This window comes from Methanocorpusculum labreanum Z (assembly GCF_000015765.1).
Classification (GTDB): domain Archaea; phylum Halobacteriota; class Methanomicrobia; order Methanomicrobiales; family Methanocorpusculaceae; genus Methanocorpusculum; species Methanocorpusculum labreanum.
In genome coordinates this window covers 945,979-964,437 of the sequence record NC_008942.1, presented here as the reverse complement: position 1 = coordinate 964,437, position 18,459 = coordinate 945,979, and the positions used below count along the sequence as shown (strand labels likewise).

At 49.9% G+C, this 18,459-nt stretch carries 23 protein-coding genes; 2 read left to right on the top strand and 21 right to left on the bottom strand.

All coding sequences use genetic code 11. The features are described from left to right. Positions 1-25: 25 nt before the first annotated feature. The 6 genes from MLAB_RS05110 to MLAB_RS05085 form a co-directional block, all read right to left on the bottom strand. Positions 26-928: a TIGR00269 family protein gene (locus MLAB_RS05110; protein WP_011833343.1), complete on the bottom strand. Its 903-nt coding sequence runs from the start codon at positions 926-928 to the stop codon at positions 26-28. Next, entirely contained in the window at positions 929-1,120 is a 192-nt protein-coding gene (locus MLAB_RS05105) for a hypothetical protein (protein ID WP_011833342.1), read from the bottom strand. Next, positions 1,120-1,827 carry a glycosyltransferase gene (locus MLAB_RS05100; protein WP_011833341.1) on the bottom strand — a complete coding sequence of 236 codons (708 nt, stop codon included), beginning with the start codon at positions 1,825-1,827 and terminating at the stop codon, positions 1,120-1,122. Before MLAB_RS05100 ends, MLAB_RS05105 begins: the two co-directional genes overlap by 1 nt. Beyond that, positions 1,824-2,798 (bottom strand): glycosyltransferase family 4 protein, encoded by a 975-nt coding sequence (locus MLAB_RS05095; protein ID WP_011833340.1) that lies wholly within the window; start codon positions 2,796-2,798, stop codon positions 1,824-1,826. The genes MLAB_RS05100 and MLAB_RS05095 overlap by 4 nt, the downstream gene beginning before the upstream one ends. After that, complete coding sequence (locus tag MLAB_RS05090) at positions 2,789-4,108, bottom strand: protoporphyrinogen/coproporphyrinogen oxidase (RefSeq protein ID WP_048062049.1); 1,320 nt, start codon at positions 4,106-4,108, stop codon at positions 2,789-2,791. The genes MLAB_RS05095 and MLAB_RS05090 overlap by 10 nt, the downstream gene beginning before the upstream one ends. A gap of 92 nt (positions 4,109-4,200) precedes the next feature. Next, entirely contained in the window at positions 4,201-5,349 is a 1,149-nt protein-coding gene (locus tag MLAB_RS05085) for a DUF362 domain-containing protein (RefSeq protein WP_011833338.1), read from the bottom strand. A 507-nt stretch (positions 5,350-5,856) separates the two neighbouring features. Between MLAB_RS05085 and MLAB_RS05075 the strand changes: the two genes are divergently transcribed. Both MLAB_RS05075 and MLAB_RS05070 read left to right on the top strand, forming a co-directional pair. Then, entirely contained in the window at positions 5,857-7,461 is a 1,605-nt protein-coding gene (locus MLAB_RS05075) for an AAA family ATPase (RefSeq protein ID WP_048062240.1), read from the top strand. Further along, positions 7,445-8,923 carry a VWA domain-containing protein gene (locus MLAB_RS05070; RefSeq protein WP_011833336.1) on the top strand — a complete coding sequence of 493 codons (1,479 nt, stop codon included), beginning with the start codon at positions 7,445-7,447 and terminating at the stop codon, positions 8,921-8,923. Before MLAB_RS05075 ends, MLAB_RS05070 begins: the two co-directional genes overlap by 17 nt. A 597-nt stretch (positions 8,924-9,520) precedes the next feature. Here the strand turns inward: MLAB_RS05070 and MLAB_RS05065 are convergent. From MLAB_RS05065 to MLAB_RS04995, 15 genes are read right to left on the bottom strand one after another with little or no spacing between them, the layout of a single operon-like run. Then, entirely contained in the window at positions 9,521-10,003 is a 483-nt protein-coding gene (locus MLAB_RS05065; protein WP_052288985.1) for a GNAT family N-acetyltransferase, read from the bottom strand. Continuing rightward, on the bottom strand, positions 10,000-10,440 hold the full coding sequence (locus tag MLAB_RS05060) for a 4Fe-4S binding protein (RefSeq protein ID WP_011833334.1): 441 nt from the start codon (positions 10,438-10,440) through the stop codon (positions 10,000-10,002). Before MLAB_RS05060 ends, MLAB_RS05065 begins: the two co-directional genes overlap by 4 nt. Before the next feature lies 1 nt (position 10,441). After that, on the bottom strand, positions 10,442-11,443 hold the full coding sequence (locus MLAB_RS05055) for a respiratory chain complex I subunit 1 family protein (protein WP_011833333.1): 1,002 nt from the start codon (positions 11,441-11,443) through the stop codon (positions 10,442-10,444). Beyond that, entirely contained in the window at positions 11,440-12,660 is a 1,221-nt protein-coding gene (locus MLAB_RS05050; protein WP_011833332.1) for a hydrogenase large subunit, read from the bottom strand. The genes MLAB_RS05055 and MLAB_RS05050 overlap by 4 nt, the downstream gene beginning before the upstream one ends. Continuing rightward, positions 12,661-13,242 (bottom strand): NADH-quinone oxidoreductase subunit C, encoded by a 582-nt coding sequence (locus MLAB_RS05045; protein WP_011833331.1) that lies wholly within the window; start codon positions 13,240-13,242, stop codon positions 12,661-12,663. After that, positions 13,242-13,673, bottom strand: a complete 432-nt coding sequence (locus tag MLAB_RS05040; protein WP_011833330.1) for an NADH-quinone oxidoreductase subunit B family protein — start codon at positions 13,671-13,673, stop codon at positions 13,242-13,244. Before MLAB_RS05040 ends, MLAB_RS05045 begins: the two co-directional genes overlap by 1 nt. Beyond that, positions 13,670-14,008, bottom strand: coding sequence for a hypothetical protein (locus MLAB_RS05035; protein WP_011833329.1), 339 nt, complete (start codon positions 14,006-14,008; stop codon positions 13,670-13,672). The genes MLAB_RS05040 and MLAB_RS05035 overlap by 4 nt, the downstream gene beginning before the upstream one ends. Beyond that, positions 14,005-15,576 carry a proton-conducting transporter transmembrane domain-containing protein gene (locus MLAB_RS05030; protein ID WP_011833328.1) on the bottom strand — a complete coding sequence of 524 codons (1,572 nt, stop codon included), beginning with the start codon at positions 15,574-15,576 and terminating at the stop codon, positions 14,005-14,007. The genes MLAB_RS05035 and MLAB_RS05030 overlap by 4 nt, the downstream gene beginning before the upstream one ends. Continuing rightward, positions 15,573-15,920 (bottom strand): sodium:proton antiporter, encoded by a 348-nt coding sequence (locus MLAB_RS05025; protein WP_011833327.1) that lies wholly within the window; start codon positions 15,918-15,920, stop codon positions 15,573-15,575. Before MLAB_RS05025 ends, MLAB_RS05030 begins: the two co-directional genes overlap by 4 nt. Further along, a complete protein-coding gene (locus MLAB_RS05020) occupies positions 15,917-16,450 on the bottom strand; it encodes a Na(+)/H(+) antiporter subunit B (protein ID WP_011833326.1) in 534 nt (177 codons plus the stop codon). The genes MLAB_RS05025 and MLAB_RS05020 overlap by 4 nt, the downstream gene beginning before the upstream one ends. Beyond that, positions 16,447-16,731, bottom strand: a complete 285-nt coding sequence (mbhE, locus tag MLAB_RS05015) for a hydrogen gas-evolving membrane-bound hydrogenase subunit E (protein ID WP_011833325.1) — start codon at positions 16,729-16,731, stop codon at positions 16,447-16,449. The genes MLAB_RS05020 and mbhE overlap by 4 nt, the downstream gene beginning before the upstream one ends. After that, a complete protein-coding gene (locus MLAB_RS05010; protein ID WP_011833324.1) occupies positions 16,728-17,000 on the bottom strand; it encodes a Na(+)/H(+) antiporter subunit B in 273 nt (90 codons plus the stop codon). Before MLAB_RS05010 ends, mbhE begins: the two co-directional genes overlap by 4 nt. Beyond that, positions 16,997-17,371: a monovalent cation/H(+) antiporter subunit G gene (gene mnhG / locus MLAB_RS05005; RefSeq protein ID WP_011833323.1), complete on the bottom strand. Its 375-nt coding sequence runs from the start codon at positions 17,369-17,371 to the stop codon at positions 16,997-16,999. Before mnhG ends, MLAB_RS05010 begins: the two co-directional genes overlap by 4 nt. After that, entirely contained in the window at positions 17,368-17,628 is a 261-nt protein-coding gene (locus tag MLAB_RS05000; RefSeq protein ID WP_011833322.1) for a cation:proton antiporter, read from the bottom strand. The genes mnhG and MLAB_RS05000 overlap by 4 nt, the downstream gene beginning before the upstream one ends. Next, complete coding sequence (locus MLAB_RS04995; protein WP_011833321.1) at positions 17,625-18,164, bottom strand: Na+/H+ antiporter subunit E; 540 nt, start codon at positions 18,162-18,164, stop codon at positions 17,625-17,627. Before MLAB_RS04995 ends, MLAB_RS05000 begins: the two co-directional genes overlap by 4 nt. Between the last annotated feature and the right edge of the window lie 295 nt (positions 18,165-18,459).

Genomic DNA, 18,459 nt, shown 5'->3' with positions numbered 1-18,459 from the left:
CCAAAAAATTCACCAAAAAAAAACGTTACTTCAGCTTTTCGAGCAGAGCACACGCCGCACACAATCGGTGACTCGTCGGTTCCCCGCAGAGTTCGCAGCGGCCCATCATGGTGATCTCGCCCTCCCGCGGTCCGAGTTTTGCGAGAAGCTTCTCCTGGCCGGTCACGATATTCATCATCGTCCCGGGAGTTGTGTACTCGAGCTTCCCAAGTCCTTTTCGGACGTCCGCACGCAGAGCATACTTTGTGTAAGGGCACTCCGGCAGATCGGTAAGCAGGCGGTTCACGATCCCGTAGGCAACCGTCTCCCGTTCCGTTGCCCGGCAGAGCGGTTTGATTCTCGGCAGAAACAGCGTATCCGCGTTCGTCCGATACGATCCCGTAACCCGGGTCACATCGCCCCGCAGATAATTCATCAGAACCGACTGTGCCTCGTCGTCCAGACAGTGACCCGTCGCGATTTTGGTTGCCCCGACCTCGCGGGCCGCCTGATTCAAAGCCCGCCGCCGCAACGTCCCGCAGACCGAGCACGCCTGCCGGGGATCATTGGAGAGGAGCTCGTCGAGCGTTTTCCCGCAGATATCCGTAAAAGAGACCAGTCTGTCTGCGAGGCCGAGTTTATCGCAGAGCCGGGTCGCCGCAAGGATCGTATCGTCCCGGTAGCCGCCGATCCCCTCGTCAACCGTGATAGGGATCAGCTCCGCGTCCAGATCCAGTTTTGCAAGTACCGTCAAAAGAACCGTCGAGTCCTTCCCGCCCGAAAGGCCCACCGCGATCCGGTCACCGGGTTCGATCATCCGGTATTTTTCGATCGCGGCAGAAACTCCCGCCTCGAACCATGTCGAAAAATGCTCCCCGCAGAACCGCTGCTTTGTGACCGGATCGACGTACACCGCCTTTTTTCCGCAGCGGCTGCACATGGTCGTCATCTATCCTCCGTGCACGATCGAGGTCGCCCGAAGGACATCGTCCTCACGGACCTCGTCGTCGGCAAGCAAAAGTTCGCCGTCCCTTGTGACAAGGATCTCGTACGGATTCAGATCCAGACGGAGAAGGATCTCCTCAAGCGTTCCGGCATGGGTCGTTAAGACCAGATCGTCGGGGAGATACAGCGTGACCATTATTTTTTCGTATATTCCTTACCCATATACTGGTGTTTGTCCGAGAACCCGCCTTTCGCGACCACGTAGAACCACTGGAACGCCGAGCGGAAGAGACCGAAGTTGATGTACCGCCGCATCGAAAAGCCGATGATCATCTTCATATCGAGGACGACCCGTCCATAGTTTTTCATACGTTTGGGCAGTTCCCAGTCGTCTCCGGCATCGCAGACCTTGTACATCCCGGCCTCGATGAAAAGGTTCTTCCGAAACGCCGTATTTGCTCCAAGCGTCGCGTAGAAGATTCCCGTTCTCCCGCCGATCCGAACGACGATATTATACAGGAACACCTCGAACTTATGCTTGAATCCGGGTTCCAGCGGATAGATCGGGCCGTAGATGATCGATGCGTCAGGATACTTCTCGAAGTCTTTTACGATCGTCTCAAGCCAGGGTCTCGGCAGGAAACAGTCTGCATCGGTCGTCACGATCAGGTCATATTTGCTTGCAAGAACGCCGTCGTTTCTTGCCCCGCCAACCTTTTTGCTCGTCTGGATGAAGACCTTGTCCGCGTATTTTTCGGCGATCTCCCTGGTCTTGTCCTTGGAATTTCCGTCGACCACGATGATCTCATACTGGTCTCTTGGAAGAGTCTGGTCACAGAGACTTTTCAGGAAGGCTTCGATGCCTGCCTCTTCATTGAATGATGGAACTACGACTGAAATCATGCTAATAACTCCGCATACAGATCGGCATGCATCTGTGCTACCTTATAAATGTCATACTGCTCGACCGATGCCCGGGCATGGGACGCGGCGTTTCTGAGAAGAGCGTCGTCTGCGAGCAGGGGGGAGATCTCCTCGTTTTTGGTAAAGAATCCGGCGATCCCGGTGAAAAGTTCCCGGTACTCCGGCAGGTCGCGGGAGATGACCGGAAGGCCGCTCGAAAGTGCTTCCATGATGGAAATCGACATCAGATCCCCGTAGGACGGGAACAAAAAGACGTCGGCTCCGGCATATACGCCGGTGATGTCCGGGACGAATCCCGGGAAGATGACGTTGTCGCCTGCTTTGGCTTTCCGTGCCTCGACCTTTTTCTTATCGTCCGAGATCGGCCCGTAAGGAAATCCCCCGACCCACATAAATTTGTATTCAGGATGTTCATCCGCCAAGTCAAGAAAATCGTAGATGCCTTTTCTCGGGGTCTGCTGAGCGACCTGAAGGATCACTTTGTCGTCATCCGAAAAGCCGTATGTTTCCCGGAAAATCCGGCGTTTTTCTGCGTCCGGCTTGAATTTGTCCATATTTACGCAGCTTGGGATTCTGGTCGTCGGCATGTCTGGGAGCATCTCTTTGATCTCCCGCTCATTGTCTTTCGTGATGGTGATGATGTGATCGTACCTTTTATACATCGGCTTGTAGATCTTATTAATGAGCGAAGCACCGGCGAGGTTGTTGACGTTCAGGCTCGGGGTCGAGTGGGCCGTGATGATCTTGACGTGTTTTGCCCGAAGCATCGACCAGACCGCACCCGGGCCAAGGGTATGACAGTGGGTTATGTCGTGGTCGTGTTTTTTACTATTCAGCTCGACATCGACGCCCGGGGTCTTCTGCAGACCTTCGTAAAGCATCATCGCGACCGTTGCACAGCCGACGTATTTGAATACCGAAAAATTTTCCACCCGGATATTTACTCGCATGTATTTTTCTCCACGAAGTTCATGGCGCTTCGGATGCAGCCGTCCATATTGATGTATTCGAACTCGGAGAATCTGCCGACGAGATCGATGCCGAGAGCTCCTTCGAGATATTCCCTGACGATTTTGATATTTTTCAGGTAATCGAGATCGTACACGACGTAGGCGAATTTGAAGTGGTCGACCGCGGTATGAACGACATCGTCGGCCGACGGGATGATCCCCATTCTGACAAGACCGTCGACGGTGTGGATAATGATCTCCTCGTCGTTCATCTTCGAGATGTCGTCGCCTTCGTTGTAAGTGATTTCGGCAAGGACCGCAGAGCAGCCTTCAGGCGCGACTTTGCTCGAGAAGTTGGACGGGAAGGAGAGACGGTTGAAGGCACCCCACTGTTCTTCCGGCACGTACATCCAGGAGATGTCCGGAAGGGTCCCTTTGAATCCGACGGAGATGCAGGCAATCGAGTTGTACCTGAGGGCATCGCATGCCTCCTTAATTGGGGCAGGGACATTGAGCATCGGAAGAAGGGTCTGGAGCGGCAGGGTCGAGATGATCCGGTCGGCCAAAATAGTCTCTTTTCCATTGGAGACAGCCCATCCGTCGCCCGTATTCACAACCGAGGTGACGGTGTAGTTTGTCTTGATTGAATCAGCGATAGGTTTTGCGATGGCGTGGATCAGGGCTTCGATGCCGCCATCGATCGGATAGGAAAAGACCGCCTGGTGAGTGTATCCCTCAGTTTCGATGCCTATCGCCGATTTGATGATGTCTTCCACCGGCGGGCGGGGAACGCGGCCGTCCATCCAGTGTTTCGACATTTTGTCGGTCGGGTAGTTCCAGATCTTCTCATTGTAGGGAACGAGATAACACTCGGCGATCCCTTTGCCGAAGGTGTAGTAGATCCAGTCCTTGAAGCTTTTCGGCTCCGTTACTTCGCCTTTTTCGACCGCGACCAGATTCTTGACGTATTCGTTTATGCAGAAGAACAGGTCTTCTTTTGGAAGAGCGTACAGTCCGTTTTCGAACGGGTATTTTACATACTGACCTTTATAGAATATTTTGGTGTTTCTGTTTCGAAATTCCTGGTTCTCTGCCAGAGCGTTCTGCATGAATGCGAGAACATCTGTATCGCGGGAGAAGATGATATGCGATCCGCCGCAGTCGAAGGTAAATCCGTTTCGCACTTCGGATTTGCACAGACCGCCGATTTTCGGTTCCTTTTCGAGGACCGTGACTTCATGTCCTTTTTCCTTGAGAAGACGGGCGAGAGTGACCCCTGTCAGACCTCCGCCTAAAATTGCCCATTTCACGAGTATATATTTGGGGCTGAACAATAATAAGATGAGTACGTCCGTCCCCGATCATGGAAAAAGGAGAGTGAACTGACGCCGAAAAGAGGCCGTCAGTGGATGACTTTGTGGATGACTTTTCCGCTCATCGAGCGCTTCATTTCGATCGCGTGATACTGGCACATCTCATGACAACAGTAACAACGAATACAGTTGGTCAGATCGAAGAGCGCCTTGTCGTTTATGATTTCAACGGCTTTCACCGGGCAAATCCGTGCACACTGCCCGCAGCCGATGCATTTTTTGTTGTTGATGACGGGAGAGGGTTCGTATCTTTTGCCGACCCTTTGAAGTTTTCGGTAGATATTTTTTTTGTGCCAGGACTCTTTCTGGCGGCCGCTGTAGGTGGACGGGTGGACGTAGTCCTTGATCGGTATGATCTCGTCTCCTTCGACCTCGACCTCGTCGACGAGTCCGCGGCGAAGGGCGGCCATCGTCGTTCCGATGCATTCCGGCCGCATGTTGACGAGTGTCTGTGCGGAGATGTCCAGCCCGTAGACCGAGTGGGAAGCAAGGATGTAGCCGACTTCACGGGGCTGGCCGCCCATCGGGCCGTTTCCTTCCATACCGACGACCGCATCCATGACGACGAAGTCCGGCTCGATGAGCTCGTTCAAGTCAACAAGCATCTCGGAAAAATCGATCGCGTCAGGGAATCTGGAGTGAAAAACGGGTTTGTCGAGCCCGGGTACGACGCCGAAGGTGTTTTTGACGGCGCCGGAAAAATGCGTGAACATGTGGGTTTTGAGTTTGCAGACCGAGATGATGACGTCCGCCTCGCATGCCTGATTGATGACCGTGAATCGTTTCATGACGTTTCCGGCAGGACAGGAACGTTCCTGATATCCGGTGTCGTAGGAGAGTTTGATGCCGAGTTCGTCGGCGACCTTCTCGATCCCGCATTTGTGGTAGACTCTCTTGAGAACCCTCGGTGAGTAGATGATCCCGGCCCCCGGACTGTCGGCGATCGTTAAGATCCCGCCGGCTTCGATGATCATTTTCCCGACCGCGTAGACGATTTCCGGATGCGTGGTGATCGCACGGTCGATTCCGGCGTCAGAGAGGAGATTTGGCTTGAGCAGAACTTTTCTGCCGTCGACTCGCGGCAGGCCGCCGGAAGCTTTTATCGCTTTTTCCACGGCTTCACGTACCTGTTCTCTTTCATACGTGCTGCATCGTGCCGAGCCGGTTATACTTTTCATATTTTCCTGTGTATATGCCGGCCTATCGGCCGGATATTGATATCTATAATGATTTTACATTCTCAGTAATATACATTCTTAATCTAAGTGTCTAGATATTATGAGTTTTTCGAACGGATACGTCATGCGGTTGTACTTGGTTTTTTATATCCATATTGAATCTTCTGAAAAGTATGAGTCAATCAGTATCATTAATGAAAATGTAGTGATATGGACTGAATCTACAAAATTAAACATTTTTAAGGTTGTATTGGTAATCTGCAGGTATGCTATATTGGAAATCCTTCTTAAAGTGCCTATCCCTCCTCACAAAGAGGTTGGCTATGAAAAAAGGAGGGAATAGATTACTAAATCACTGATTTGATAATCTTTTGATATTAATGTTGATTATTTATTATATAATTAAAACTAATAAATATACTTTATTGAAAACTTGATTATGAAAATTATTTGAAAAACTTTGTAAGGTTGTAATGTAACATGACTCATCCACAAGCACATAATTTTATGAAAGAAAGAGTTACGGATTTAATTACGATCTGTTCTGATGGATTGTATGAACGAGAAGAGATCGTTGCAGTTTCTCTTCTCTCAGCAATTTCTGGGCAGTCAATATTTTTATACGGGTTACCAGGAACGGCAAAAAGTCTCATTGCCCGTCGTTTATCAAAGGCGTTTAAAGATACAACTCATTTTGAATATTTGATGCAAAGATTTAGCACGCCTGAAGACGTTTTTGGACCTGTGAGTATTCAAGAACTGAAAAATGACAATTATATTCGCAAAACAGAGGGATACTTACCTACTGCAGACTTTGCATTTCTTGATGAAATATGGAAAAGCAGTCCCGCTATTCTAAACACCCTGTTGACGATCATAAATGAACGAATTTATCGCAACGGTGGTAAAGATGAAAAGGTCCCGCTTAAAGCATTGATCGCCGCAAGTAATGAGACTCCGCCACCGAATCAAGGATTAGACGCTCTCTATGATCGGTTTATAATGCGTATAATCGTAAATCCTCTGGAAAAGCGAGAAAATTTTGAAAAACTGCTTGATGGAGGTGTTGTTTCAGCTGACATTGAGGTTCCAGCTGAATTGCAGTTTTCTTATGATGAGTGGGAGCAGCTTTCCAGGGAAATCTCAAAAGTAACTATTTCCAAAGAGGTTTTCAACATAATACATTCAATTCGAGTTTTGATTGATGAGTTTAATAAAGATAATCCGGAAATTGCAGTTTATGTTTCCGATCGCAGATGGCAGAAAATTGCGATTATATTGAAAACAGCTGCATATTTGTGTGATCGCACTGAAGTAATACCCGTTGACGCCCTGATATTACGACATTGTTTATGGACACTCGAAGAGAACAGGATATCTATTGATGAAATAATTATAAAGTGCGTGAAAGAGTTTGGCTGTGCTAACAATGCGGAATTACAGAAATGGTTACTCAATCACAAGGACCTTGAGAATGGTGTATCTGATACATTCTTTTACACGGAAGATGTATATGAGACTGAAAAAATTGGAGACAAGCCGTGTTTCCCGGTAACTACACCGAATATACGTAAAAATCGTAGTTACAATTATTATAATGAGGATAAGAATACGATAAAAATCCGATTCTATATTCCGGTTGAATATATGGATACAACGAAATCGTTTTCTCCTCTTGATGAAGAAGGAAAGTCCGTAAATCAGGTCACATGCAATTTTAATGGAAAAAAGTCGTGCGAAGTACAAATATATAATGAGGTATTAAACTATGGATGGGATTCTGGTTATGCAAATAATTTCTTTGTTAAGTGGTTTGACGTAACTCCTCCTATACAGATAAAAAAAGGAGTGCAAAAGCATGTAGATTCCCGGGTGAAAGCTACTTTTATCAATGAATGCCACAAGTCTTTAGAATCTCTCGAGAAGATCATCACCGACACAAGATCTTATGTGAGGACCCAGAAAAAGTTGAATGAAACACCTTTCGTGCCTGCAGAAAAGAGAGATTTAGTGCTTGATGTATTCAATTCTTTCATCAAAGATCTGGAAAACCATAAACTGAATGCCGAGCATTTGTTGAAAAAGGTTGAATCACATGCCGTCTCCAAATAATGAAATACCAAGAACGAAGGAGTTAGCAATTAACCTTTATTTTGATTATTTTTCTGGTTTAAATGATAAGGATTTTGAAAATGAATTAAATAAAAAACTTACTGACTGGGAAAAATCAACGGTTAGTTATTTAGAGAACACCAATCCTCTTGAAACACATAGATTAAACTTGGTTTCTGCAGAGTGGGATTATAGAGCACACGGAGGTTCTAAAAAATCTATCATAAGTGATTTAGATGAATATAAAGTGCTTCAACCGTCTGTAAATGTTAAATTTTGGGAAGAAAAAATAGGTGAAGTTGACAATCAAACTGGAGAAAGGAAAGATGAGTCCATTATAGAAAACCTAAGTCTTATTCGTCGGAATGAGCAGGAAGCATGGAGAAAAGAGTATGAAAAACAGTTACTTGAATGGCAGCTTGAAGAAATACAAAATCGCCGTAAACAATTGCTGCAAAATTTAAAAGAATGGTTTGAAACAATACAGCAGATGAAAGAGGTCTTTGAAGCGTTGGGAGTTGATACCGGAGTTTTTTGGGATTTAAGCGTAGGTAAATTAAGTGCACAAGACATCTCAGTCCTTAAAAAATGGGCAGATTACCTAAAATATGATGAAAAAATCCGTGAACTCTGTGAATTAATGGGGAGATTACATAAAGAACAACAGTCTCATCATACAGAGATTATTAATTCAACAATTCAATATCATGTTAAAAAACCGGATGTCCATTCCAATGAAGAAATTATTGGTATAAAGTTTGGTAGGGATCTGGAAAATATCATTCCGCAGGAACTGGCTCTATTAAGCGACCCTGAGGTTACATTACTCTTTGATCTGAAATATGTTGAAAATAGATTGATGTGTTTTTCTAAACAAGGCTATATAACAGAAATCATTGAAGAGAACATGCAGGAAACTGTGAACGTTGATGATGAGGAAAAAATGGGGCCGATAATCATCTGTGTGGATACGAGTGGGTCAATGTCCGGTGCCCCCGAAAATATAGCTAAAGCATTAACACTTAGTTTAGCATCACGTGCAATTTCTCAAAAGAGAAATTGTTATTTAATTAATTTCAGTACATCAATAAACACCCTTGATTTTACCCCTCCAAAAGGGATTCATGATTTAATTAACTTCCTTAAAATGAGTTTTCATGGAGGCACCGATGTTGCGCCGGCATTATACGAGGGAATACGAATGATGTCGGAATCTGATTATAAAAAAGCAGATTTATTGGTAATTTCTGATTTCGTAATCTATGGTTTGTCTTCTGATATTGTTCCGCTATGCAAAAAACAAAAGCAGGAAGAGAATAGATTTTTTGCGTTGTGTATCGGCAGTTTTGGCACTCAGAGAGTAGAGGACGGTGTTTTTGATCAGAGTTGGACTTATGACCCTCGAAGTGGGAGTATTGCAGAAATTAACAATGTGTTTGAATGGGTTACTCGGAAGTCATAAGATCATGAAAAAGAGCAATAAATATTGACACCTGAATTTATCTACAACTTCCTTATACATGTAGCATTATGATTCTACTTTCCTGGACTGCAACTTTTTCCTATTTCTCTTATGTGGGATCCTAATAATATCATTTCTCCTAGAAATAGCGGGCATTAATTTCAGATTTTTTTGTGAATGACAATATTCCATTACATATGGTTCCCTGCTCATCCATTTGAACCACACCAAAAAAGATATCTCCACCGCGGGACGCTCCGCGCCGGATCGCAAGGCAAAGCCTTGCTCAACTGAGAGCGTCCGCTTACGGCGTCCACCCCGCAGTCACTTCCCTGCACCCCGATTCATAAAATATTCGCAGTCTTCTTATGAAAATAGTAGAAAACAGATTCTTCCGTCCCAGTCTTCTTTTCGTGCATTTCGTTGATTTTTGTGAGTTTTGTGTGGAAGAAAGGAGTGTGCCCAATCTCATCTTATTCTCTTTCGTGTTTTCGTATTTCTTTTGTGTATTTCGTGTGATGCATTGATACACAAACAATCGAAGCACATTCAAAAAAGCCAACGCAAAAAAATAATTACAGAAATCTATCCCGAAATTTACCCGCGGCCACGCCCGAGCGTATACACCCGGGACTTCTCCTTCTCTCCCGAATACACGAAGCCCGCCTTTTCCAAGACCCTTTGCGATGCCGCGTTCCACTCATAGGGCTCGGCGAAGATCTCGTCGATGGGAAATATCTGAAACGCCATATCGCAAATCTCTATCACCATCTTCGTCATAATCCCTTTGCCCCAGTAGGGTTTGCCGAGCCAGTAGCCAAGCTCTGCCTTCCTCTCGCCCCGGCAGAACACCCCGATGCTGCCGACCGCACAATCGTCATCGGTTATCGCGAGGCAGAGATTTTCTGTTGGATCCTGCTGATGACAAAACGCGATGTAGGCTTTCGCATCCTCGAGGCCGTAAGGCGAGGGAAACCCTGCTCGCAGATTCTTTGCTATTAATGGTTCGTTGGCAAAAAAAGCAAGGGAAGGGGCGTCCTGCTCCTCCCAGGGTCGAAGGTCGATATGCAAAGTTCTCACTCTATGATCTGGCTCTCGGCGAACCGGTCTTCCGTTGCCAGCAGGAAATCCGGCGACTGGGAGATCGCTCCCTTCGGGCAGATATCGATGCATTGCCCGCAGAAAATACAGTTTCCGACATAGATCCGGACCCTCTTCTGGGCACGCGGCTTGTCCTCGGCATCCTTTGCAGGCGGGACCGGATACACGACCTGTTCGATCGCATGGGCCGGACAGACCTTCATACACAGGCCGCACCCGTTGCAGAGATTTCTGTCGTAGAGCAGCTTTCCCCGCATCGCGGACGGCGTCTCCACCGGAGGGATCAGGGCGGCTTTTCCTTCGCCGACCTGCCCTAAAAATCCGGTGATGGTTTTTGGGAGGCGTGCTGCCGGGAAGAGATTTGTGACCGGCTTTTTTACCGACTGGGCCAGGATCTCTTTTAACATCGGAAACATCTCAGAGACCTCCCATCAGAAAAGCATCCAGCATCAGGAGAATGATCGCCGCGATCCCAAGTCCGCCGAAGATGAACCAGTAGACCTTCACGACCTGCGTGATACGGAATCTTGCCATCATCGTTCTGATCACCGTCACCGAAAGGATCGAGACGATGACCACTTTCACGAAGAAAAAGACCAGATCGATAGCCGCGGCTCCGGCCCCCGTGAGGCCGAAGACCGGCGAAAGATTCCAGGGTAAGAGGATGATAACGCCGAACGCGATCATCGCGACCGTTTTCACAGCCTGGGCAAGGGAGAAGACGCCGAGGTTTCTCCCCGAATACTCGACCAGAATACCTCCCGCAAGTTCCGTTTCGGCTTCGGGCGTATCGAACGGGATCTTCGAGAGCTCTCCGGGCGTGATCCAGGCAAAGAGGATCAGAAGGATCAGAAGACCGATGATACCGAGGGGTCCGACGACATCCCAGACGGATGTCTGCATCAGCGTCGTAAAGGAGAACGGGTTTGCGACATTCGCGGCCATCAGTCTCCAGGCGATGATGATCACGGATACTGCGAGCGGCAGTTCGTAGGCGATCATCGAGACCATTTCACGCTGGGCACCAACCGTTGCATACGGCGAGCCCGAGGCAAATCCGCCAATTACGAGGGCAAGCGACGGAACGATCAGGAGATAGAGGACGAGGATCATATCGCCCGCATCGCCGAGGATCGGGGCAAGGCTTCCAAACGGCAGGTACAGAAGTACAGCGATCGAGGATGCGAGAGCGACGATCGGCATCAGATTGAAGAGCCAGGGGATCGCGTTCGCCGGCACGATGCTCTGTTTGGCGAACAGTTTTTTCACATCGGTGAAAGGCTGGGAAAGGGGCGGGCCCATGCGTGCCTGCATGTGGGCGACGATCCTCCGGTCGATTCCGGCAAGGAACAGGCCGACGAAGATCGCAATGATCGCGAGGACAATTGTCCCTCCGAAAGCTGAGAGGAGGATGTTCATTGCATCATCCTCCGGGACTTCTCGTAGGACATCTTTGCGAGTTGTTCTTTCGTGAAGATCTTCGTTGATCCGTTATCGGTGACGGCGACCCGGTCCGTGCAGGAAAGACACGGATCGACCGAGGCCACGATGACCGGGATGTCGGCAAGCTGGGCGCCTTTCAGGATGATCGGCCAGACATGCAGATTACTGTATGAGGAGGCTTTGACCTTCCAGGAGATCGGGGCTTCCGCTCCGTCCATGGCGACATAATGGACCGCCTCGCCTCTCGGGGCTTCGTGCCGTCCGACCGCTTCGCCCGATGCCTTCTTGCAGGTCGAGAGGATCTTTGCGACCTTCTCTTCCCAGATGACAGGGCCCGGCGGCATGTTGTCGAGACATGTCTCGATGATCTCGACCGACTGGGCTACCTCGAAGATGCGGACCACGATCCGGTCATAGGTATCTCCGTTCACGTCGCTTCCGTAAATGGTCGGCATGATTGGTTTGATGTCGAGATCTCCGTAGGCACAGTAGGGATAATCCACACGGAGATCGGCAGTCACGCCGGACGCACGCGAGGTCGGACCGACGGCTGAATATGCCATCGCGGTCTCGAAAGAGAGAAGGCCGGTTCCAACACAGCGGGATTTGATCACCGCGTCTTCGAGGAAGAGCTTCTTCAGTTTCGAAAACAGGTCCTTGTAGGTATTGAGACATTTGCGGATCTTGTCGTACTGATCCTCGGTGATGTCCCGGCGGGTGCCGCCGATCTGGATGATGTCGTAGTTCACCCGGTTTCCGGTGATCACTTCTATCGCGTCCATTGCCTCTTCGCGGACTCTCCACGCAAGATAGAACAGCGTGTCGAATCCGAGTTCGTGAGCGGCGACTCCCGCCCAAAGAAGATGAGACTGGATACGCTCGAACTCGGCGATGATCGTTCTGACATAATCGCCCCGTTCGGGAACGGTGATGTCGGCGATCTGTTCGACGGCTCTCGCAAATGCGAGCGAGTGGGTCACGCCGCAGATACCGCAGATCCTGTCCGTGAGATGCACGATCTGGACCGGGTTTCGGGAAAGACCCATCCACTCGATACCGCGGTGGGTCTGTCCGGGCGTGAAATCGGCCGAGATGACCTCTTCGCCGACCACGGTCAGTTCGATGTGGACCGGCTCTTTTAACGCCGGGTGGATCGGACCGACCGGGACGATGTAGGGTGCTTTTCCGGCCATTTACTCATCCTCCAGAGGTGCAGGCGGGCGGTTTTCCGGTCTGCCGCATGCCCAGAGATCCTTGACCATCGAGTCCGGGATCTTCTTCTCGTCTTTTCGCAGCGGATAGATATTTGACGGGAAATCCTGCGGCAGGAAGAATTTGTGTTTTGCTTCCGGCAGGCCGTCGACGATGATGCCGAGATACTCCCGTTTCTCCTGTTCGGTGAAGGCTGCCCCTTCCATCAGATCGGTGATCGTCGGGATATGGGGGTCGGCTTTCGGGATGTCGGTCGAAAAGATGACCATGCATTCAGTGTTTTCGATCCCGCCGTAAAGGGAGAAGATATACTGAACGCGAAGGTTTGGATCTTTTGCTCCTTTGTCGTATCCGGAAATGCAGGACAGGTGAGGATATCTGATCTTCATCAGTTCTTCGACTGCGAAATGAATCGCTTCCTTTTGGATCGTGATCCAGATATTGCTGTTTTCCCGTTTCTTCACGCCTTCGGCTCTGACCCTGATGGAGGATTCCAGCATGGCGTCTCCGAGTGCGGCTTTGAGTTTCTCCACCACTTCTGCGGGGGTATATATTTCATCCATTATTTTCCTCCTTCGAGTCGTTCGAGCTTCGCGATCGCCGTAACCACGCCGTTAATAATTGCCTCGGGTCTCGGGGCACATCCCGGGACATATACGTCCACCGGGATGATCTGATCGACCGGGCCTGCCAGATTGTATGATGTCGAGAACACACCGCCCGACTGGCCGCATGTTCCAACGACCATCACCACTTTGGGTCCTGCCATCTGTGCATAAACCCGGCGGAGTCTGTCGGCCATCTGATTGGTGACGGGGCCCGTTACGAGTAAAACGTCAGCATGGCGGGGAGACCCCACGAGTTTTACGCCGAAACGTTCAGGATCGTATCTGGGGGTCAGGGTCGCCACGATCTCGATATCGCAGCCGTTGCACGAACCCGCATTGAAGTGGAAGACCCAGAGGGATTTGTTTAAGGATGGTGTGAGTTTCATAGGACGATCACCACCACGAAGATCACGATGACTCCTATCAGGAACCATGCGAGGTAGTCGTTCACCACGCCGGAATGGAGCGGAACGAGTTTGTCGTAGTATCCTTTGAGGGTCTGGGTGAATCCCCAGTACATGTTCCCGCCTCTGATGTGGACTGCGCCTTTTTCGGGCTCGTCGTTTCCGGAGAGGTAGGGTTTCGTCTGTTCGGTTCCTTTGTCGTAGTCCGACTCGCCGCAGCGCCAGATAAGCCAGGCGACCAGCAGTCCCGTGGCCATAACGACGATCCAGACGAGCGGATTCCAGAATCCGTATCCAGTTAAGAGATCTCCGATCATAATCCGCCTCCTAAAACGGCGGTGATATACGCGCCTTTATCGATCAAAGCGTTGGCCGCCGGGGCAATGAGGTTGTTCACCACAAGATCCGGCACGAGACCGAATCCGATCACGAAGATCGTGAGAATGACCATTCCGGCGATCATGAGTTTCGGAACTTCCTTCACTTCTGCATACTCGGGGAGCTGTGGTCCCATGAACATCGAGTGGAACACCTTCATGAATGAGGCGAGCGTCAGGATCGAAACGACCATTGCGATGATCGAAAGAGCCGGGTTGAACGCAAAGACCGATTCGTAGATCATCAGCTTCGAGGCAAATCCGTTGAAGGGCGGGATTCCGGCGATTGCCAGTGCTCCGATCAAAAAGAAGATCATCGTCCATTTCATGTTGTGGCCGAGACCTCCCATTTTGTTCAGACTCCACACACCGGTCCGGTAAATCACGGCGCCGACTGCGAGGAACAGGAGACCCTTGTACATCGCATGGTTGATGATATGGAAGAGACCTCCTTCCATGGCCGTCTGACCATAGGAGGCCATTGCGAGCGGATCGCCCAAAACGGCCAAAGCCACGCCCACGCCGAGAAGCATGTATCCTGTCTGTGAAACGGCATGGTATGCCAGCAGACGTTTAACATCCTTCTGGGGTATTGCCATAGTAACACCGATGACCATCGAAAGGACACCAAGGATAATGACTACCCAGCCGATCGTAACGGTGTTGAACGTGTCGCCGTAGAGGGTAAACAGGATCCTGAACATACCATACAGACCAGCCTGGCTTGCCACGATCATTGCCGCGGTGATTCCCGAGGGAGCGACCGAGTATGCGTCGGGGGTTGCGAAGTGGAAGGGCACCGATCCTGCTTTCATGGCAAGAGCCGCGACAAAGAGGACGAGTGCAATGATGTTCAGAGTCGAAAGCGTCATCTGCGATGCGATCACTGCCATGTTCAGCGAGTTGTACTGGGCATACAGCAGACCGATCGCGAACAGGACCATCAGTCCGCCGACGGTGTTGACGATCAGGTATTTAAGTGCTCCTTCGGCGGCGATTCCTCCTCTCCTGTGGTAGGAGACGAGCGCTGCGCCTGCGAGCGAGTTGATCTCAAGGAACACGAAGAAGTTGAACATATCCCCGGTAGAGACCATGCCGAAGACGCCTGCAGTCAGCAGGAGATACAGGGCATAGAACTCGGATTTGCCGCTCCGTTCCTTTTGGGAGGAAATGAGGTAGAGAACGACCGCAAACGAAACGATCGCCGCTGAAAGCAGCATGAATGCGCCGAATCCGTCGATCGTGAAGATGATCCTGAACGGAATTCCCCCCGAATCGATTGGGGCCGCGGGCGTTCCCGCCGCCGCTCCAAAGACGTAGACGATCGTTCCTTTCGTGTAGACCGTTATCGCCGTAATAACGGCGAGAAGACTTGATGCGAACGAGGCGAGAACGATCCAGGCATCCCGGATCTTCGGCACGAATCTTCCGATGAGCGGGACGAGGAATGCGCAGAACAGCGGGACTGCGATCAGCAATGCCGGCAGATTATCGAAGAAAACGTTCATTCCTTGAGCCTCCGCATCTTATCCGAATTAACCGTACCGTATTTTTTATAGATAACCATCACGAGAACAAGCATCAGGGCGGTCGTTGCCACACCGATAACGATGTTTGTGAGCGTGAGCGCCTGGACCGTCGGGAGAACCATATCGGCGCCTTCCGGTGCATTCGTGAAGATCGGGGCGATCCCGTTTTCCCGGTAACCAAGCGTTACCAGGAAGAGATTGACCGCTCCTTCCAGCATCGCAAGTCCCATCACCATTTTTATCATATTCTTCTTGAGAAGAATGGTGGCAAGCGCGATGCCTATAAGTAATGCTACCGCAATAAACGGCAGATTTGCTATCATTTTCTCCCTCCTTTTTTGCCCGTATTCATATGATGGAGCGATGTTTCCGCATCGTCCTCTTCCTTGGTCGTCTCCTTCAGACCGGCAAACATGAACATCAGCACGGCTGAAAGTGCGCCGAACACCTCGATGCCGATCGCGAAGTTCAGCACCGGGATGATTCCGGCGGTGTAGAGATTACCTGGATTTATTCCGTAGACGACTGCGTCACCGAAGAGTCCTCCCGTGGCGTTCAGCCAGTTGAAGAGGAAGCCTGAAGCAACAACAAGTCCGGCGAGGGCCGTACAGATGAAAAGAATAAGACCCGCTGATTCGACGAGTTTGAAGCTCGTCACCGGAATGAAATTCTCCATGCACTCGCGGTAGTAATAACATACGAGGATCAGTGCCACGCCTGTTGCGATCACCGCTCCTCCCTGGAAACCTCCTCCCGGCGTCAGGTGACCATGGGCCACGATGTAGAAACCGAAGATGAAGATAAAGGGAACGATCAGGCGGCCTGCTGTCCTGACAATAAGACCGATCGTCATTTGTGCAGCCTCCTGAAAATCATCGCGACTCCAAGAACCGCGATGAAGAGCACGGTCGCTTCGCCGAGCGTATCGAATCCACGGAAGTCGAAGACGACCGCGGCGACAACGTTGTTCGCTCCGGTCTCCGTCTGCGAGTTGTCGATATAATACTGATCAGTCATCGTGGCTGCCGGATCGCCGAAGGTCAGACCGAATGCCGGCAGAAGGAAGATGATCGTTACAAGAACGATCAGAACGATCGCAAATTTTGGCTGGAAGATTGCGCCTGTGTCTTTCATTCCTCATCACCCTCCTTACGTTTCGTTCCGCGTATGGCGATCATCATGATCGCTGTAGAAATTCCAGCCCCGATACTCGCTTCTGCGATCGCCACATCTGGGGCCTGCAGAAGGAAGAACTCGAGAGCGAGAAGGAAGCTGAATGCTGAAAAGGCGATCGCCGCCGCAATCAGATCCTTCAGGAAAAACACCGTCACTGCGCAGAAGAGGATTGCAGCGAGGAAGAGAAGGTGCAAAACCACATAGCTTTCCGGAAACAGTTCGATCATTTTCTTTCCTCCCGACGTTTCATTTTCGGTTCATCCGCTTTGAGGGCATCGGTTTTTGCGATCGGCATATTTCCAGACCTGTATGCACTACGGGCGATCGCGTGGGTGGCTGTAGTTCCTGTGATAACCACGACGAGTAATGCCAGAACGAGATGCGTGCTGAAGTTGAGCCAGGCTTCATCTCCTGCAAGCAGGAGACCTACGGCGTAAGTAAGGACAGCGGCCCCCATGAAGAGGAAACCGAGACTGCTGACCAGTCCGGCGGCATGGATGCGTGTATAAAAGTCAGGGAACCTGAAAAGGCCGATAACCCCGAGAATACAGAATATGAGCGAGATCACCACACACACGGTTACGATTATATCGATCATCTGAGTTCCCCCATGATGAGTTTTGCGACGTAGAGTGTTCCAACAAAGGAGAGAAGAGCATAGACGATAGCCACATCGATGAACACCGGCTGCTCGAACCACAACGAGAGGGTGATCATGATAGTGACGACGAGAATGTTGATCACTTCAAGTGCGAGCATACGGTCGGCATTCGTCGGGCCGCGCCAGATCCGAACCCCGCAGGCAAAGATCAGAAGTACGAAGATGATCGCCGCGACCATGAATATATCGTTCATTCGGTGATCCTCCTGATCCATTTGGCGAGATTGATCTTTGCAAATATCTTATCTGCAGGCATGACGCCTTTTGCGTCTTCGCCGGCATCGAGACAGTGAACATAGAGCTCCCGGGTCTCATCGTTCACGTCCACCGTGGCCGTTCCCGGCTGGTAGGTGATGGATGCCGAAAGAAGCAGCGCTCCTCCGTCGGTTTTCATACCGGGCGTGAGTTTCACGATCCCGGGTCTGATGTTTCTGCCGGTGATAATCTTGGAAGCCACAGTCAGATTTGCAATAATAAGTTCGATTAGAAACGGAATGATATAGACGATTAAAAGGAGCCAGCGAAGCGGGTTTGCCATTCTATAGCTTTTTCCATTCCAGAGTTTCCGGCATATCAACCCGGTTATAATCGAAAGAATTAGTCCAATGACGAGTTCGGCAGATGACCAGATAAGTATCCCGTCGCCCGGCGTCGCCGAGCCTGCAGAAAGTACCAGATAGATGATGAATGCAGCAACACCTGCGAGTATTGCGGGAAAAACGTTACTCACGCTGCACCCCTGAGGTTGTTCTTATTTCTCATGATAAATTATCACTTTATCTCCACACATGATTTTGTACAGACTCATACGTCGTGGATGATGCCTGCATCTATATTAATAAGTGTATCAGTAATTTATACCCTGCGCCGCGATTTTTTGCCGGAACATAGAGCTTGAGATCATAATCCGTTTAAAATGAGTTGAAATACTGCCGGAATTTCGCTTCTTCTTAGGTCATTTCGGATAAATTTATATTCCAGTATGCGTAATATACGCCTGTCTGAAAATCAATCCTTTTGATTGA